A 17,261-nucleotide genomic window follows, 5' to 3' on the forward strand; every position below is an offset into this window, starting at 1 on the left:
TTGAAGAAGCGTCCCCAATATTAATTGGGTACTTGGGCTTTAGTGTTACATTATCAAATTGTTTTAGCCATTGTTATATTCGTGATTTCATAACCCATTTTTTCATATAAGCCACGTGCAATTTTGTTATGACCAAAAACGTTTAGACCAATTTTATTCATACCTAACTCTTTAGCAATAATTTCAGCTTCTTTCATTGCTTTCTTACCATACCCTTGCCCTTGATATTGTTCAATAATTACAAAATCATATATAAAGCCTTCACTAGGATTTGTAGTCGCTTTTTGCGAAATCCAAATCATTCCAATTAAGATGTCGTTGTGAAAGATAGACAATAAATGATTATTCTCGGTCTTCTCATCTTTTGGTAGTAGTCGTTCAAATGATTCCCTCGACAAGTCTATCGCTTCATCTTTACTCCAATTTCCGGAAGCAATCTTGTCTTTTGCATAGTCTTCAATTGCATAACTGATATATTGTTTGAACTCCTCTTGGTTCATAGGTTGTAATGTAATCAATTTATTTTCCTCCTATTCTATATTTCAATTTTAACATTTTTTCAAAAAATTGCATATTTTCAATATTCAAATTAAAGTACTTTTACTTCAACTAACCTGCTTCGTTAGTTTAATAAGGTTAATCAATCAAACAAGACCATTCCATCTTTGAATGATTAACTGACCCTATAAACACTGATTGTTCATCTGGATTATTTGAAAAATGTTCAATCATATATTTAACTGTTAAAGGCATTTTTAGGTTTAAAACTTCCGAAAAATCTATCCAATGCAAAGTACCTTCATCTGAATTAATAAAATTTATCTTTGATGTATTTCCAAAATAAATATAGTGTTGGCGAATTTCATCTTTGCTTCTTCGCAGTACTATATAACGGAGTTCAAGTCCTTCTATTTCATTACTTCTAATTCCTGTCTCTTCGAAAATCTCTCTTAAACAAGACTCTTCAGGACTACTATGTTCATTGGCTTCCACATGCCCACCTATTCCAGTCCATAAATTAGGTGCTATTGCCCTTTCTTTAGAACGTTTCATCATTAAAAGTTTACTATCATTAAAAAGATAAGCCCCCGTCATTATTCTCATTTTTATCATAAACACCCAACCTTTTATTCTCTTGATTGCTAATATAATTCTTGATTTCTGTAACAAATTCCTTCTTCAACTAAACTGTCCCGTTTTTTTTGAGATAATGGATGTATTTTTTTATATTTCATTAAGTGTAGCTTTGTAATAAAGATTGATTAAAATCATCTATCCTCTGCATATTCCTTAGAGGTTAGATTTTAGTGTTGGCAGGTTTCATTTGTGCAGTTGGAATCGGGGCGCCACAAGTTTCGTTGGCAAAACAGGCAGATTCAAAAGTGGTGACTCAGCAATCCGAAAAAACGTTGCCTAAAATAGAAATTGGTAAAAAATTCAAAGTACCCGAACTTAAACTTAAGGAAAATACGTATGTACTCGACTGCAAGGTGTCCGATATTAACGGTAATTCAGTTAAAGACAATGTGATATTGGTGGGTACAAAAGAAAAGATTGATGGAAAACTGGATGTGTATGCGAATGATTTATCCATCATCGTGCAGGAGGGAAAAACTAAAAAATACATAAAATATGATTGGATGGTCAAAGAGACGGATGGAAAATTGTATGGGGAATCTGCCCGAGAACCAAACTTGATTATTGGTGACTATACGGGCAACAAAGTGAACGATATTATCGTAACGGCCCCTCAAGGAGGAAATGGTGGACACGTGGATCATCTGATCTTAACTTGGGAAGGAAATAAAAATAAACTCAAAGATGTTAAAACAAGCGCCTCGGTACGATAGGGGTGCATACTTTATAACTAACACTTACTTCCTTATCAAAAAAGAGCCCCTAGCAGCCAAAATAAGCCCCTATTCAATTGAATGGGGGTAACTTTGTTTTGGGAACGTTATTAGTTTTAGTTATGTATACGTTATAAATCCTTGTCTCATTAAAGCCCCTATTAGCTGAATAACTCTCCTCTATAATAACTGCTTCCAATTAGGATCTTTTATATATTCTTCATTTAATTTTCTTCCATTTTTAACAAAGCGTTCTTCTGATGCTCCAAATTTAATAAAATTCTTTTGTGCTTGCTTTAACGAAACCTTATTTGCTCCACCAAGATCTGGATTATGAAATTGAACTCCATCATCCTCCCAACCACACATCCTACATATATAAAAAGTATCTGATGGCTCTTCAGGTAATGTTTTATATCCACAACAAGGACAAGTATATTTCATGCAATCACCCACTTTTAATGAAATTTCAAAATACTACTTCTTACATTAAATGGCCCGTTTGCGGAACAGCTTAATACATTACAGTCTTAAGTATAACATTAGTTCCTAAAGCGTCGTTTGGGAAGATTCTTGAAATGATCTTTCACTAAAGCCCCCGTTAGTTCAACAAGCCTTTCATACATCATATGCATCTCCAAGAGAGATAAAATCATCTTCATGCCAATACCAAAGGTTACCGTAATTCATTACTAGCCGATTTAATAATTCCGTAAAGGAATTGGCGATTATAGGGCAACTACCAACTACACCGTGAATTTCCCAATTGCTATCATAACATCTACCTAAACGTGACTTATTAAGGTCAATTGTTAAATAATCGTTATTACCATCACGACCAATTATGTACCAATTTGAAGAAATATCATATTCGGCTTTTTCACCTATTATTAGAGGGTTTGCTAGTACAAACTCGTTAGGAGGAACGATTGTTATTCCATAATCACATTCAATAAATAAGTCAATTCCACCACATATTTTATAAAATTCATATAAATCGTTTGGTAATAGATGAATTTTTTCTACAACTGGATAGCCTGAAGGAGAATGAACTACACAGTTTGGGAAGTTTTTTATTTTATCAATCAAAAGTTCAAGTTCCATACTTATTCCTTCCTTTTTTATAAAAAAATGTAGATAGCCTAAGTATAATGTACCCCTGTATTTATGTCATTTCCTTCTTCCACTAAACTGCTGCGTTAGTAAAAACATTCCATATGTCTATTATTCTATTAAATTGGTAATAATTCCATTAATATCACTTTATTAGGGGGACTAGAATTGTTACTGTCAAAAGCATGGGCTTTGTTTGAAGCCGATAAGCGAATAGAAGGTTTTTCTCCGCAAACGTTGAAGGCATACAAGTTACAGTCTTTGCTACTAATTGGTTATTTTAAAGATGTAGAGATGGAATTGCTGGATACAAACCAATTGAAGGAATATCTCGCTATATCCGGAAAGCATTTAAAACCTGCCAGTCTTGCACATCGTATTCGCTTTATGAAATCGTTTTTTCGTTGGTCTCATGAAGAAGGCTACCTGAGTAAGAATCCAACTTCTAAAATTAAAGAACCTAAGGTAGGTAAGAGGATACCCAAGTATTTAACCGAACGGGAGATTGAACACCTTCGTGAATCCTGTCATTCCCCAATGGAAAGAGCGATTTTTGAATTTATGTTTTCTACTGGTTGTCGAATTGGAGAAATAGTTACTTTAGAAAAGAACCATATTAATTGGTCCAATCAATCTGCGATTGTTAGAGGAAAAGGTGATAAGGAGAGGGAAGTTTATTTTAATACACGTTGCGACATATGGCTTAAACGGTATATTGAAAGTCGGAATGACAATAACCCTTTCATCTTTGTAACAGCAAGGCAGCCACATAAAATGAGTGTTGCCCAAATGCGATACATCATCAAGCGGATCTCCAATCGTGCTGAAATTAATAAAGAGATTCATCCACATCAACTTAGACACAGCTATGCAACTCACTTGTTGAATAATGGCGCTCCTATTGAAGTCATTCAAAGTCTTATGGGACATGAGAAAAGTGAAACCACAAGGATATACGCTCAATTAAGCGGAAAACTACGAAAAGAGTATTATCAAAAGTACTTTTAAATGTAAAATGAGCAACTTCTTAAATGACGTTGCTCTACTTTACTAAAGCCCCCGTTAGTCCAATAAGTAAGTTAAAGATACGTAACATTTTGAGACTCATACGAAAACTCGAAAATTGGATTGGATTTAATAAAAGTCGTCGAATTCTGAGCTTATTTTCTGAATTTCTTTGTTTGATAATTCAAAGAAAACATCTTGAGATACTTCTAATTTGAGAGCATCGTCTTTTTGCATACCAGAGTAAATTCCGCGTAATATCCTCCCAGTCAATCCATGGGAAATGGCAATCACTTTAGGTTCATTTTTCACACTATCAAGCCAAGCAGTCAATCGGTTCTCAACAGCTTCATAACTTTCTCCATCAGGCGAATTAAAAAACCAACCATATAAATCTGTGTTATTAAATAGGTTGGGCCAGGATAACTCGATTTCTTTAGATGTTAATCCAGCCCATGATCCTACAGCAACCTCACTTAAGCGATTATCCTTTTCCACCTTTTTAATATCGTATCCTATTGTTTCACAGATAATTTCGGTACTCTGTAAAGCTCTCCCCAGTGGACTAGAAACAATTCTCCACTCATTTGGATCTCCAATAATAATTTTTAATAATTTTGCATTTCGTTCAACTTGTTCTATCCCATTGTCGGTTAATGGGGAATTTAATTCCCCTTGATACCGACCTTGTGTATTAAAAACCGTTTCTCCGTGACGAAGTAGATATATTATTTGACTCAAATTGATCCCTCCCCTCTTAATAATAATATAAACCAAGTTAAATCGGAATCTAAAAAATCTATTTATAAATTCTTGTTATACTCCACATAATGCGACAATGTTCAACAAAAAAGCCAACAAATTGTTGACTTATCTTGTTAAACTAAACTGCCCCGTTAGTTTAAGTGTAACATTTCACAATGGATCACCGAAGCCTACATGATGTTTTAGACATAAAAATAGACCATCGAAATGATGGTCTTGTTTAACTAAAGCCCCCGTTAGTTTAATAACTAACAAGAATAATGAATGATTAAAAGAGAAAGTCCCCTGTAGTCCAAAGAATAATGCTAATAACAAAATAAAAAACGATTGCACTTATTAGGACAAATACTAAGTGTAAACGACTGAATGCTTGTGTTATGCTTACATATTTCATTTCCCCAACCATTTTTGCAACTTTTAAATTGATTGGAATGAAAAATAAGGAAAAGAACAAGCCGACGAAAATTGAGATACAAACACCTTGCATGAAAATAGGTGTATTTAATTCAGTAAGCATATTCCCTATTACAAAAATGGGGATTCCAACCCAAAATGAGAACGTAAAGAACAATAAAGCAATTGCTATAATCAACAACATGACATTTTCCCTTAAAACGATTGCGTATGCGTTACTATATAAACTCATTATAAATCCCACCAAACCAATTATTTTTATATTACGTGAAGAAAAAAACAATTACTCCTGTTGAAGGCAAGCCCCTGTTAGTTGAATAAGCACATAATATATTCAGCAAAGGGAACAATACAATTAATTTAGATAAAGTCCTAAAGAGGTGTATTGAAAAAAATGAAAAAGATGTTAATCATTTTTATACTATCCCTTGTTCTTATTACTTCTATTCAAACAACAATCGTGTCATCAGTTGTACCAACTCAGGACTCTGAAGAACTTAGATTACAGGATATGCTTATGAATATGCTGACTCCTTATATTGAAAATGATTTGCGTAACTATTATTATCCAAAGATTGTAAAGGATTTTTCACCTAGTGTCGCCCCTTGGAAAATTGAGGTGTTAGAAACAAGAAGAATTAATGGCTTTCGTGGCTTCCAATTGCAAATTACATTTGACATAGAGCCTACTGATGGCGGGCAATGGATTCCAATAGGGAAAGACAGAATGACCTATGAAATTTCTTCTGGACCTGAAGTTAAATTAGTAAATCACACACACTTAAAAACATATAAATACCCTCCAGAATGAAAAATACAGCCAAAGCGTCGTTTGGGTACTTACTGTTCATAAGCAGCCAAAAAACCCACTCATTCAATTGAATGGAGGGTTGGTTCCCTAACTTCCATTTGGGAACGTTTATTAGGTTTATTTTGTATACGTTATAAATCCTTATTTCACTAAAGCACCCGTTCAACAAAAAACTTAGTTCGTTTTCATAGTCCTCAGTCAATTTTTCTTTCATAAATAATTCCTCTAATTCTTTCTTCACTTAGATTATATATATTTGCCAATTCGGATAAGTTTTTTCCACCACTATATAAACAAAATATCTCTTCATTTCGTTTTATTATTTCTTCACGTAAACCTGTATCAGTTCCCCATCTTTTTCGCTCATTTTGAGGAATGTAAATATGCTGACCTTTAACATATTTTTGTATCTCTTTTATAAGGCTTTCAGGCAATATGTCTCTTGCATTAATGTATTTTTTCATAGAACACGCCTACAAATTTTTATATAAACGTAATGTATTTATTTGTTCTAAACCTTCATTATTGAAACCTTCCTTAACTAAAATAACAAATGTATCAAAGTTTTTTAAAGTAAGACGAGTGATTACTTGTTTTATATTTAACTCCAACATAGATTTAAGAGAACCTTGAATAAATCTTCTCTTTTCGTCTGTATTTATATTAAACTTAGGTCTAAAATGAACACCAAATGCCGAAGCCTCAAAGGATTCATTTTTTGTATCTTTATTAAATAAACCTACCCGATAATATGCAACACCAGCTATCTCCTGAGATTGTCTATCACGTAAAACAAGAACAACCTCATCAAGACGATTGCTAATAGAAAATTGATTTTTAAATAAATCTGCCATTGCATCTTCGCCATCTTCTTTCAATATTTCCTGAATAACTTTTCTATCTAAATTCTTACTTGATTCAATTAAAGAACTATCAAAATGGGCAGGTTCCATCCAGTCTTGTAGAGATAATTTCATTGTCACAAAGGAGTATTCATCAGATTCAAAGCCATATTTTTCATAAAAAGAGACTTCTTTATTTCTTACTTGCCCAAACTTAGTAAATGCAAACTTAAAAATCTTTGTACCCCCTTGCTTTTGAATAACAACTGAACATCGATTTAATAACTCTTTAGTTAACTCATCATTTTCTTCCAAGATACCATATTGAATATGACCATTCTTTGTTATATTAGACGGGATAATCCCCATAAAAGCAGTGATATTTCCATTAACGTCTGTTGCGACAAAACCTTTACATCGGGAATCTGAATTACAATATTGTTGTTTTAAATATTTTGGTGATTCACCTAATGAAATATTTGCTTTTATTGTGGGGTCTAAGAAATTCTTTTCTGTTTCATTTATCAATTTATAAATTTCTTCAAAGTTGTCCGAGGTATTTACTTCTCTAATTGTTACATTTTGATTAAGCATTTAATCATCTCCTTTTGATTTGTAACTTAATTATGGCTTTTATCCCAAATAATTAAAATACTGAAAATTTTTTCAAAAAGACTCAAACATTTTTCTATTAATCCTTTATGAAACCTCATATTGAAGAATCGCCTCATTTTGAATATACAAATATTAGTTGAAGAAAAAAACATCCCCAAAGCGTCGTTTGGGGACCATTTGAAATCCTTGTTGCACTAAAGCCCCCGTTAGTACAATAACAAATCTACTTATTTTAAGACATTCCAATCTTCATAAGCTTTAGCATCAATACCTAAACTTTTGGTTCTTAACCATTCAAAGGCTTTTAGAACAAGTGGTGAAGCATTATCCAAAGAAACGTCTTTTTCCGATACCCATAATGCCCCAAGTGAATCTTGTCCATCGAATTGTTCAGGTACACTTAATTCTCCGCCTATTTTTTTTACAGAATAGTAAACTGCAATATGGTGTACATCCGTAAAATCTCTCCACAACCAAGGGAGTATGAAATCGATGACACCAATATTTTCTTCAATTTCAATTTCAAGACCCGTTTCTTCAATAAACTCTCTTTTCATTGCCTTAGATAAAGTTTCACCTTCATCTAAGCTGCCTCCAGGAAGGTCATATCGGTTTATAAAAGGACCACCGTTTTTTTTTATCACCAATAGTTTTCCATCTTCCACACAAACTCCATATACACCAAAAGCCCTGTGATATTTTTTTTCAGACACAAATAACTCCCCCAATGTTTCTAAAAGATTATTCAAGTAAATGTTCCGTTAGTTCAATAAAGAAAAAAAGAGCTGCATATGCAACTCAATGATCTTCAAGTAAAGCACTCGTTTGTTGAACTAGTTTTTTATTTATGTTTTTTTAATTAGCAAAAAATACACCGTTTTCCAAAAAATTAATTGAGAGTTCTCTTTGTTTTTCTGGTTCAACCCAATCTTCATCAAGAATTTCGTCGAAAGGTATAACTCCCATAGTCGCTGATGGATACTCAACCCCTAGGTCTTCTACAATCTCTAAATATTGATTGTAATAATCTTCTTTTTGTTCTTTCGTTAGGTTTAAAGGAATCGGTGCTGCTTCTTCTGTAAATTCTTTGTTATCAGCTTTATCATCAGTGCAACCTGATAAAGCAAATGCCCCTAGTAAAATGCTAACGTAAAAATATTTGTTCAACATTCCCACCCCTTAAATTTTTGAATATCTAATTGTAAGAATATTGTACCAAGTTTTGGGATAAATATCCATTTCATTTTATAAAGCCAATATCACTGAATTTGATATAAGCTTCTTCAACTAACCTGCCTCGTTAGTTGAAGTGTAACATTTCACAATGGATCACCGAATCCTACTTGATGTTATAGACATAAAAATAGACCATCGAAATGATGGTCTTGTTTAACTAAAGCTCCCCGTTAGCACAATAATAATTAACTAACCCAAGTTTTTTTCACTTCTTTGGATTTCCATTTATTATCTTTATAATGAACTTTAACTTCTACTCCAACTGCCCCTAAACCCGAACGATACTTGGAACCCTCAAAAAAGATTTTATTATTAAACTTAAAATCAACTTTTTCTATTTTAAGAAGTACGCCATCCAAACTCATCGTATTTGGATTAAGTAATCCCTTTTCTTTCAGTTGTTCAAAAGTAGCGTCCATTACTTCAACTTTATATTTTTCCTTAAAGTAGCTTAAAATTTCTTTTTTATCACTTTCATTTAATTCCTCAAAATTATTCATATCAATAGCTATATACTTTATATCACTACTTAATGCTTCATCCTGTTCCATTATTGAGTCCAATGCAATACTATATATTTCTCCTAAATGTTCCTTTGATTCTATTCCAGTATTGCAAGAAGAAAGCAATACCGACAGTATAATCAGAATACAGAAATATTTCAACTTCAAATTTATTACCTCCTACAGCTTATAGCTGATGTTATTTTTAAATACGTTTCATAAAACTCTTCTTGAACTAAACTGCTCCGTTAGTTTAAGTGTAACATTTCACAATGGTTCACCGAAGCCTACATGGTGTTTTAGACATAAAAATAGACCATCGAAATGATGGTCTTGTTTAACTAAAGCCCCCGTTAGCTTAAGTACATTAGTTCACGCAGACTTCTTATAAGTAACAAAAAAAGGTGCCAACAAAGAACCAATTATAAAAATAAAAATAGCTATGCCAAGTATCACAAAACCATTGCTATAAGGGGGCAGGGTATAAGCTAAGATGAGCATTGGAAGAATAGTAAAAGAGACAAAAATTAATCTGCCTGGGACTGTTATCTTATGTGTTGTATCGCATTCGTTACATTTAATCGGTTTATAATTCCGCCAACAGGAATTAGAGATTTCACTCCATCTGAAATGTGCATTGCATTTCTCGCACTTTTGCAAAGCTAATCACCTCCATTATAATTGCTAAATCTTCTAAGGCATTGATTTATTACCCTGATGCGTTAGTTCAATAAGAAAAAGAGCTGCATATGCAACTCAATGATCTTCAAGTAAAGCCCCCGTTAGTTGAATAAGAAAGTTAAATATTTTTCTGTAATAATTCAATTAGACCGTTGGGAAAAAGTATCTTCTTACCATCAATAATTTCTTCTAAGGAAATCCATTTTGTGAATGTAGTTTTTCTTCCTTCTACAACTTTAAAATTTTCTTTTTGGTACAGATTTTGGTCTTTAAATTCCACCAAATAAATCTGAATTATTTCGTGACCTATATTTCCGTCTATTCTAAAGATGTTTTCTAAACAGCCCATATAACGGTTAATCTCTATATCCACTGCTATTTCTTCAATGTATTCTCTCTTAATAGTATCACTAGACTTCTCACCAAGTTCAATTGTCCCACCAATTGGTCGATAATATATACCAGTTCCCTTTGAATGCTTTCCCTCTTGTTCTTCTAAAAGAATTTTATTATTTCTCATTATTATTCCTAAAGTTTTTGCTTTTGGATACACATAATCCCCCCTGAGAATACCAACTACAAAATAACCTTCCGTGTAAAAAATCTTATTGAACTAACCTGCTGCGTTAGTTCAAGAAGAACTGAGTCGCTTATTAAACAATCGCGCCCGATTGCGGAATAGTGGAAAATGCGAAAGAGCTGCAAAATGTCATTTCTAATTTTTTTCTAATGCAACCCATCCTTGATTATAGTAACATCTTTTTTAGTCCTGCTAAATTTCCTTTAAGAAATAAAGCATTTTTTCAATTCCAAGGTGTTTTCACCACCCGATACAATTAAAAGCACCTGTAAATCGATAAAAAGGCAATACAATTAACTGTTAAAGGATATCTAAAATACCTTTTACCCGTTATTTATTTTGGTGCAATTATTTCTTTACCACCCATGTATGGTCTTAAAACTTCAGGAATTACTACGCTTCCATCAGCTTGTTGATAGTTTTCTAGGATAGCGGCAACTGTACGACCAATGGCAAGACCTGAACCGTTTAATGTATGAACAAATTCTGGTTTTGCATTTGGCTCACGACGGAAGCGGATATTCGCTCGTCGAGCTTGGAAATCCTCAAAGTTAGAGCAAGAAGAAATTTCACGGTACATGTTTTGTGCAGGAATCCAAACTTCTAAATCATATTTCTTCGCTGAAGCAAAACTTAAATCAGCGGTACACATTTTTAGCTTACGATATGGTAAGCCTAGTAATTGCAATACTTTTTCCGCATGATTTGTTAATAGCTCTAATTGTTCGTATGATTCCTCTGGTTTTACAAAGCGAACTAGTTCTACTTTGTTGAACTGATGTTGACGGATTAAACCACGTGTATCACGACCTGCAGATCCCGCTTCTGAACGGAAGCACGTACTATAGGCAGCAAATCCTTGTGGTAAAGCCTCAGCCAGTAAAATTTCATCACGATAGAAGTTTGTTACAGGTACCTCTGCCGTTGGAATCATGAAATAATCTGTTTCCTCTAATTTAAATACATCTTCTTCAAATTTAGGAAGATTTCCAGTACCCGTCAAGCTATCACGGTTAACAATGACAGGTGGTAGCATTTCCTCATAACCATGCTCCTCTGCATGTAAATCCATCATAAAAGTCATTAATGCACGTTCTAAACGTGCTCCAAGCCCGCGGTAGAATAAGAAACGGCTACCTGTTACTTTTGTTCCTCGTTCAAAGTCAACAATCTTCAAATCTGTAGCAAGATCCCAGTGTGCTTTAATGTCAAAATCAAAAGTTGGAATTTCACCCCAAGTATATTCTTCTACATTGTCGTCTTCTGTTGTCCCTACTGGTACAGATTCGTGTGGAATGTTTGGCAAGCGCATCATCATATCTTTAAAGCGCTCTTCAACATCATTTAGTTGAACATCTAGCTCACTAATTTCATTGCCTACTTGACGCATACGAGCAATAACTTCATCTGCATTTTCCTTGTTGCGTTTCATAATTGAAATATGTTCAGATACTTTATTTCGTTCTGCTTTTAATTCTTCTGTTTTAGCAATTAACTCACGACGCTTTGCATCTAAATCCTCAAAGTTATCTAAGTTGCCTAAATCTTCATTACGTGTTAATAGCATTTCTTTAATTTCGGCGAAATTATCGCGTACGCGTTTAATATCTAACATAGTCATACCTCCAGTAGTTTAATGACATTGCATCCATTAAGTCTTAGTGTAATTGCGTTGCAAGCTAAACTCGAATAGCTCCGTTTTGAATCAAAATAAACACAAAAAAGCCCCCATCCCTAAAAGGGACGAGAGCTACCCGCGTTGCCACCCTAATTGATTAGGCATATACCTAATCCACTTATTTCATAACGGCATTTCAGCCGGCTACAGCCTACTTACATTACTTCGACTGTGCAACTCCAGGACGGATTCACAAGTGCTTCTATCAGCTTCCACCAACCGCTGACTCTCTAAAAAAAACGTGCTTGCTACTACTTCCCATCATCGTGTTCAGTTATTTAAATATTAACCATACTGTACTATATGAAAACAGATTTTGCAAGTAATACCATATGATACAAAATATACCAAATTATTGAATCACCGGTTAATTCCGGATGAAATGCACAACCCAATAAATGACAATTTCGCGCTAAGATAATTTTCCCCTCATGTCCTTTACTTTAATACGTTTGAAACGAATAATAGCTCCAATTTTAAATAAATTTCTATGTAAAATTATCAAATGTCCATTTTTCTTATTGAACTAACCTGCTCCGTTAGTTCAATAAGAAAAAAGAGCTGCATAAGCAACTCAATGATCTTCAAGTAAAGCCCCCGTTAGTTGAAGAAGGATTTGCCACTCTATTGATTAACATTGTACTAATCCTAAAAAAAGTGACATCATTATAAAACGATGTCTCTTTTTTAAATACTTCAAGGAACCTTTTTAGACAAATCTCCAAAAGTATAGTTCTTCTGTTTCTTTATACATTTCCGCCCCTGATTTTTCTAAGACTCTGTGCGATGGAATATTATCTTTATCAGTATCAGCAATAACGTACATAACATCGGACTGATTTAACAACCAGCTTTTCAAATTATTAATAGTTTCCGTCATATAGCCGTTTCCTTGATATTCAGGGAGCGTATAGTAACCTATTACTACTTCACCATTTTCATTTGGAAGCCCTTTTAACATTATTCCACCAACACTACAGTTTTTATCTTTCGACACGATTAACCAATTTGTATACCAAATATAATTTTCCTCATCGCCTAACAATTTTGAAAGTCTTACTTCCATAGCTTGTTTAAGTTCTGGACTAAGAAATCTATCTGAGTCAATTAAAGATAACCTTTGTTCCATTTTCTTTGGGTTATCTATTAGCAATCTTAGATTTTCTGCACTCAGTGGAATTAATCTTAATCTTTCTGTGTCTAGCTCAATCATCATTACACTCCTATCATAATTTTGTACGTCATTTTATATACAAAAACAAATTTAAAAATAGGTATATGTTATTGGCAGCTACTCCCATTACATTTAATCCAAAATAAAGGAGGCATAATACTATGCAATCCAATATTAAATGGTTAATAAAGTTTATCATTCTATAAATATCTTGTAAACTTTTCCAGTAATCAAAAAATGTTTCTCTGCTAACTGTTTTCTTGTTCAACTAAACTGCTTCGTTAGTTCAATAAGAACCGAGACGCTAATTTAACAATCGCGCCTTATTTCGGAAATCTTTATTTAATTTGAAAGTTTAAATGCAAGATCAAAAGATCCATCTCCTCCGTTTTTAGTGGTAATGGCGAATGCATATTCCTCCTTGGCTAGATGGCGATATTTTTCTAAATTTGCTGTAACAATATGCCCTGGCTCTAAAATACCTTTCACCCAAATCGAACCGTCTTGGTCATAAATCGTCCAATCAAATGTATCCCGACCTTTATTTTGAATAACGGATATTGCGGTGAAGTCTTCTATTTCTTCATCTACAGTAAATGTATGATAAAACGTTCCCTTAACCATTGGTATATCTTCATAACGTACATCTATATTTTCTGTATAAAACCAATGTTTTTCATCCAAAAGTCCTTTTTCTATTTGTATACCATTCACTTCATTTTTCTTTTCATTAGTTGAAATATCATCTACTACATGTATATCATTCACCTCATTTGTCTTTTCGTTAATTGAGATGTCATCCTCTTTGTCATCACACGCTACTAAAAAAAATAAACAGATAAAAATTGGTAAGACTCTTTCTATACGCATTTATTCAGCCTCCTTTCCACTCAACTATTAATTTAAGTACAAGCGGTATAAATATTTATTCCAATATTAATTAAAATTTTACATAAATCCATTACTGCTTATTAAACAACACTACTTCGTTAGTTGAAAAAAAACACCCAAAGCGTCGTTTGAGAAAGTTTTTGAAATGCTTGTTGTACTATATCCCCGGTTAGTTCAATAACTAAACGATTTATAGTAATAATTATTTCACTTTTCTTATTTTTAAATCCATTTTTTTATACAAAGGTGCTCCACTTTCAGAAGCTTGTAACCAAATTGGTTTAACTCCTCTTTCTCTACTTTCATCAATACAGTGGATAAGTAAAACTTTTGCCAAACCATACCCGCGAAATGCAGGGAGGGTATACATATTTAAAATATAGGCTTCAATACCTTCTAAATTCTCTAAATATGGCGGCCTTTGCGTGAGGGGAATAATTCCACATCTATTGTATAGGTTATTTGAACGTTATATACAAATTATTGTTATTATTATCCATTTCGCACTGAGTATATTCTATCTTTTGACTTTCAAGATCGATTATAAGAGTGTTAGAAAAATCTTTTGGAGGCACGGAAGAAAAAATCAATCTATTTGAAGCGAGGTTTTCTGCTTTTGGCAACTTTTCAATTATTCTAATATTATCATCATTTTGTATAGGCAGTTTACTTTGATCATACACTGATAAATTATTTTGGGGTGTGGCAAAAACTAAAATATGTAAAGGCTTTTCGTTGAAATTATGATAACCATGCACATAGTTTGTCCATCCAAAGACAAGGTCACTTTTTTTAGCAACTATCTGCTCTTTAAATGAAACATCATAAGTCAATTCTCCTTCTATAATAAATGCATGATCTTCTCCATAAGGGTGAAAATGTGCTTCAATTCCATTGTCTTCATTATTGATCTGAAAGTACAGAACACGATGATTTTTACAAGGACTTTCCCAAATCTTTTTAAATTTAGTTTCCGATTTCATTAACTCTCTTAAATCTAACATATATAATCACCTCATTTATAATATTATAAATTGGTTATCCTGACTATAAATCATGCTAACGGATGAATTATCAATCATTTTTTTAATGCCAATTTTCCTCTTTGAAAATTTGTAAAATTCATTATTATTTCTAATCCCTTAATCAACTAACCTGCTTCGTTAGTTCAATAAGAAAAAAGAGCTGCCTATGCAAGGCACTGACTACCCTTTTTGAGACAAGAATAAAACACCCTTTTATGCAGCCAATTGACGGTATTGAACCGGCGATTGGCTGTTTAGTTTCGTTTGAATACGGATATTATTATAATAAGTAATGTATTCTTCGACAATCTGTATCACACGTGCATTCGTTGTGCGATAGATATCGTCGAGATAAAACGTTTCAGACTTTAGCGTGGAATGAAACGATTCGATTGGGGAATTATCAGCTGGCGTGCCTTTGCGGGACATGCTCATGGTAATTCCTTTTTCTTTGGCTGCTTTTTGATAAGCATAGGATGTATAAACGGAACCTTGGTCACTATGCAGAATGCATCCTTCTGGTAGCTTAGGCAATTGATAGAGCGTATCCAACACAAAATCAGTGTCTTGTTTGATACCAGTAGTTTGTGCCACAATTTCGCCATTGTAGACATCGAGAATACTAGAAAGATACATCATCGATTGACCAAAAGGCAAGTACGTAATATCCGTGACTAGCTTCTCCATGGGCTTAGATGCTGTAAAATCGCGTGCTAATAAATTCGGTGCAACGTATGCCGGCTGTCCGGTACGCTTTCGTTTCTTCACCTTTACTTTACATTGCCAACCATATTTTTGCATAACACGCTGCACAGTCTTCCTACAAACTCCTGGGTACAGATTAGCAATCTTTCGATAACCATATCGAAATTTATTCTGTTTGCACAAGTCGCCAATCTGCTGATCTCGAATCTCCTTTTGAGTGGATTGATCCACATCCTTTCTCCAACGATAGTATGACGAGCGACCTACGCCTAAATGACGACAGATTTCACCAATTGGCATAACATCTTTTAATTCTTCAACTAATTGAAGTACTACTTTTGGCGCCACTTCCCTTCCAATTCCGCGTACTTTTTTAAAACTTCAATCTGTTGTTTCAACTCCAAATTCTCTGCCTGTAGCTTGGCTGTCTCGCTTTCAAATTCCGGTCCTTTGCCGAAAGCATATTGTTTACCAACTGGTTGTTTAAGACGGTGCATTTCACCATTTCGATACCAATGCATCCATCGCTTCAACTGCGTATAGTTTCGAATGTCCAATTCTTCCATTACTTCTTTTACCGGTACGTTAGCCAATCGCATTTCAATTGCCTTCATTTTCACTTCTACTGGATAACTGACTCTTGTTCCCATAAAAAAACACCTCCACATTGATTATTTCAGGTTTAAGTCCCCGTTATTCAATGAAAGGTGTTTTTATTTGTCTCATGTTATTAGGTCAGTGCCCAACTCAATGATCTTCAAGTAAGCCCCCGTTAGTTCAACAAGTAATTTGAAACCATCCTGTTTCTAGTGGGAAATCTTTTCTAGATAAACTCTGACCTGAAATTAATTGACGATATGCGGTTATGGTACCATCGTGGGAAACTATATAAATCTTTTCTTTTTGTAACAGCTTGCAATTCATAATAAAATCTTCTGCAATTTTTATGAATTCATTTTCAGGCATAACATTTATTCCATTGGACCATATATCTTGGAGAACATTGGTTTCAATTTTGAAAGTTGAAAAATCTCTATGGATTATTTCTAAATCAATTATTTTATCACAAGGCAATGTATTTTTATCTGGAAATATAGGAAACATTCGAGGAGAAACCAAGGGACTTACAATCTTACGACAATCTATATTTTCACTCCAAATGAATGCGGTTTGCAGGGTTCTTCTAATAGGACTAATGATTAAAATATCATCATTAGTTAAAGGGAATAGATTTCTTAACAATTTCGCTTGTTTTTCTCCCTCAGGTGTTAATGAAGGATCTTTTATCTGTAAACTTTTTGGTATATCTAATGTATGTTCTCCTTGACCATGACGAATAAATACCAGGTCCACCTAATCATCACTCCTCATAA

The 17,261-nt window shown here is 33.6% G+C and carries 23 protein-coding genes and 1 other annotated feature; of the genes, 3 read left to right on the plus strand and 20 right to left on the minus strand.

Annotated features, from left to right (window positions below; genetic code table 11):
* Positions 1 to 53: 53 nt before the first annotated feature.
* Positions 54 to 518: a GNAT family N-acetyltransferase gene (locus CSE16_RS13025; protein WP_099424294.1), complete on the minus strand. Its 465-nt coding sequence runs from the start codon at positions 516 to 518 to the stop codon at positions 54 to 56.
* Positions 519 to 636: 118 nt separating this feature from the next.
* Complete coding sequence (locus tag CSE16_RS13030) at positions 637 to 1,113, minus strand: NUDIX domain-containing protein (RefSeq protein ID WP_157764818.1); 477 nt, start codon at positions 1,111 to 1,113, stop codon at positions 637 to 639.
* Positions 1,114 to 1,307: 194 nt separating this feature from the next.
* Here CSE16_RS13030 and CSE16_RS13035 point away from each other — a divergent pair, with 194 nt between their 5' ends.
* Positions 1,308 to 1,850: a hypothetical protein gene (locus tag CSE16_RS13035; protein ID WP_253896084.1), complete on the plus strand. Its 543-nt coding sequence runs from the start codon at positions 1,308 to 1,310 to the stop codon at positions 1,848 to 1,850.
* Positions 1,851 to 2,030: 180 nt separating this feature from the next.
* Here CSE16_RS13035 and CSE16_RS13040 read toward each other — a convergent pair whose 3' ends face one another.
* Together CSE16_RS13040 and CSE16_RS13045 are read right to left on the minus strand one after the other, a co-directional pair.
* Positions 2,031 to 2,294 (minus strand): CPCC family cysteine-rich protein, encoded by a 264-nt coding sequence (locus CSE16_RS13040; RefSeq protein WP_099424297.1) that lies wholly within the window; start codon positions 2,292 to 2,294, stop codon positions 2,031 to 2,033.
* A gap of 174 nt (positions 2,295 to 2,468) precedes the next feature.
* Positions 2,469 to 2,954 (minus strand): SMI1/KNR4 family protein, encoded by a 486-nt coding sequence (locus CSE16_RS13045; protein WP_099424298.1) that lies wholly within the window; start codon positions 2,952 to 2,954, stop codon positions 2,469 to 2,471.
* A gap of 177 nt (positions 2,955 to 3,131) precedes the next feature.
* Between CSE16_RS13045 and xerA the strand changes: the two genes are divergently transcribed.
* A complete protein-coding gene (xerA, locus tag CSE16_RS13050; RefSeq protein ID WP_099424299.1) occupies positions 3,132 to 3,971 on the plus strand; it encodes a site-specific tyrosine recombinase/integron integrase in 840 nt (279 codons plus the stop codon).
* 126 nt (positions 3,972 to 4,097) lie between these two features.
* Here the strand turns inward: xerA and CSE16_RS13055 are convergent, their stop codons facing one another.
* Both CSE16_RS13055 and CSE16_RS13060 read right to left on the minus strand, forming a co-directional pair.
* Positions 4,098 to 4,709 (minus strand): histidine phosphatase family protein, encoded by a 612-nt coding sequence (locus CSE16_RS13055; RefSeq protein ID WP_099424300.1) that lies wholly within the window; start codon positions 4,707 to 4,709, stop codon positions 4,098 to 4,100.
* 292 nt (positions 4,710 to 5,001) lie between these two features.
* Positions 5,002 to 5,379, minus strand: coding sequence for a hypothetical protein (locus CSE16_RS13060; RefSeq protein ID WP_099424301.1), 378 nt, complete (start codon positions 5,377 to 5,379; stop codon positions 5,002 to 5,004).
* A gap of 162 nt (positions 5,380 to 5,541) precedes the next feature.
* Between CSE16_RS13060 and CSE16_RS13065 the strand changes: the two genes are divergently transcribed.
* Positions 5,542 to 5,958, plus strand: a complete 417-nt coding sequence (locus tag CSE16_RS13065) for a DUF3888 domain-containing protein (RefSeq protein ID WP_099424302.1) — start codon at positions 5,542 to 5,544, stop codon at positions 5,956 to 5,958.
* Positions 5,959 to 6,152: 194 nt separating this feature from the next.
* Here CSE16_RS13065 and CSE16_RS13070 read toward each other — a convergent pair whose 3' ends face one another.
* The 14 genes from CSE16_RS13070 to CSE16_RS13135 form a co-directional block, all read right to left on the minus strand.
* A complete protein-coding gene (locus CSE16_RS13070; protein ID WP_099424303.1) occupies positions 6,153 to 6,422 on the minus strand; it encodes a CD3324 family protein in 270 nt (89 codons plus the stop codon).
* 9 nt (positions 6,423 to 6,431) lie between these two features.
* Positions 6,432 to 7,394: a hypothetical protein gene (locus CSE16_RS13075; RefSeq protein ID WP_099424304.1), complete on the minus strand. Its 963-nt coding sequence runs from the start codon at positions 7,392 to 7,394 to the stop codon at positions 6,432 to 6,434.
* 248 nt (positions 7,395 to 7,642) lie between these two features.
* A complete protein-coding gene (locus CSE16_RS13080; protein ID WP_099424305.1) occupies positions 7,643 to 8,128 on the minus strand; it encodes an NUDIX hydrolase in 486 nt (161 codons plus the stop codon).
* A gap of 142 nt (positions 8,129 to 8,270) precedes the next feature.
* Positions 8,271 to 8,582 (minus strand): hypothetical protein, encoded by a 312-nt coding sequence (locus CSE16_RS13085; RefSeq protein ID WP_157764819.1) that lies wholly within the window; start codon positions 8,580 to 8,582, stop codon positions 8,271 to 8,273.
* Positions 8,583 to 8,836: 254 nt separating this feature from the next.
* Positions 8,837 to 9,322, minus strand: a complete 486-nt coding sequence (locus tag CSE16_RS13090; RefSeq protein ID WP_099424307.1) for a peptide ABC transporter substrate-binding protein — start codon at positions 9,320 to 9,322, stop codon at positions 8,837 to 8,839.
* A 204-nt stretch (positions 9,323 to 9,526) separates the two neighbouring features.
* A complete protein-coding gene (locus tag CSE16_RS22255; protein ID WP_099424308.1) occupies positions 9,527 to 9,814 on the minus strand; it encodes a TIGR04104 family putative zinc finger protein in 288 nt (95 codons plus the stop codon).
* Between the two features lie 139 nt (positions 9,815 to 9,953).
* Positions 9,954 to 10,388 carry an NUDIX hydrolase gene (locus CSE16_RS13100; protein ID WP_099424309.1) on the minus strand — a complete coding sequence of 145 codons (435 nt, stop codon included), beginning with the start codon at positions 10,386 to 10,388 and terminating at the stop codon, positions 9,954 to 9,956.
* Positions 10,389 to 10,749: 361 nt separating this feature from the next.
* Entirely contained in the window at positions 10,750 to 12,030 is a 1,281-nt protein-coding gene (serS, locus tag CSE16_RS13105; RefSeq protein WP_099424310.1) for a serine--tRNA ligase, read from the minus strand.
* A gap of 121 nt (positions 12,031 to 12,151) precedes the next feature.
* Positions 12,152 to 12,367 (minus strand) — a binding site (T-box leader).
* Between the two features lie 435 nt (positions 12,368 to 12,802).
* Entirely contained in the window at positions 12,803 to 13,306 is a 504-nt protein-coding gene (locus CSE16_RS13110) for a GNAT family N-acetyltransferase (protein ID WP_099424311.1), read from the minus strand.
* Between the two features lie 303 nt (positions 13,307 to 13,609).
* Complete coding sequence (locus CSE16_RS13115; protein ID WP_099424312.1) at positions 13,610 to 14,137, minus strand: hypothetical protein; 528 nt, start codon at positions 14,135 to 14,137, stop codon at positions 13,610 to 13,612.
* A 223-nt stretch (positions 14,138 to 14,360) separates the two neighbouring features.
* Positions 14,361 to 14,597 carry a GNAT family N-acetyltransferase gene (locus CSE16_RS13120; RefSeq protein ID WP_371514659.1) on the minus strand — a complete coding sequence of 79 codons (237 nt, stop codon included), beginning with the start codon at positions 14,595 to 14,597 and terminating at the stop codon, positions 14,361 to 14,363.
* A gap of 19 nt (positions 14,598 to 14,616) precedes the next feature.
* Positions 14,617 to 15,162, minus strand: a complete 546-nt coding sequence (locus CSE16_RS13125; RefSeq protein ID WP_099424314.1) for a cupin domain-containing protein — start codon at positions 15,160 to 15,162, stop codon at positions 14,617 to 14,619.
* Positions 15,163 to 15,396: 234 nt separating this feature from the next.
* Positions 15,397 to 16,538, minus strand: a protein-coding gene (locus tag CSE16_RS13130) for an IS3 family transposase (RefSeq protein ID WP_371514482.1) whose coding sequence is annotated in 2 segments (ribosomal slippage) — positions 15,397 to 16,265 and positions 16,265 to 16,538 — 1,143 coding nt in all. Because the reading frame shifts where the segments join, the coding sequence is not laid out codon by codon here.
* Positions 16,539 to 16,665: 127 nt separating this feature from the next.
* Entirely contained in the window at positions 16,666 to 17,241 is a 576-nt protein-coding gene (locus CSE16_RS13135) for a phosphoglycerate mutase family protein (protein WP_099424315.1), read from the minus strand.
* Positions 17,242 to 17,261: the final 20 nt, after the last annotated feature.

The sequence above is a fragment of the Solibacillus sp. R5-41 genome (assembly GCF_002736105.1).
In the GTDB taxonomy this organism is placed as follows: domain Bacteria; phylum Bacillota; class Bacilli; order Bacillales_A; family Planococcaceae; genus Solibacillus.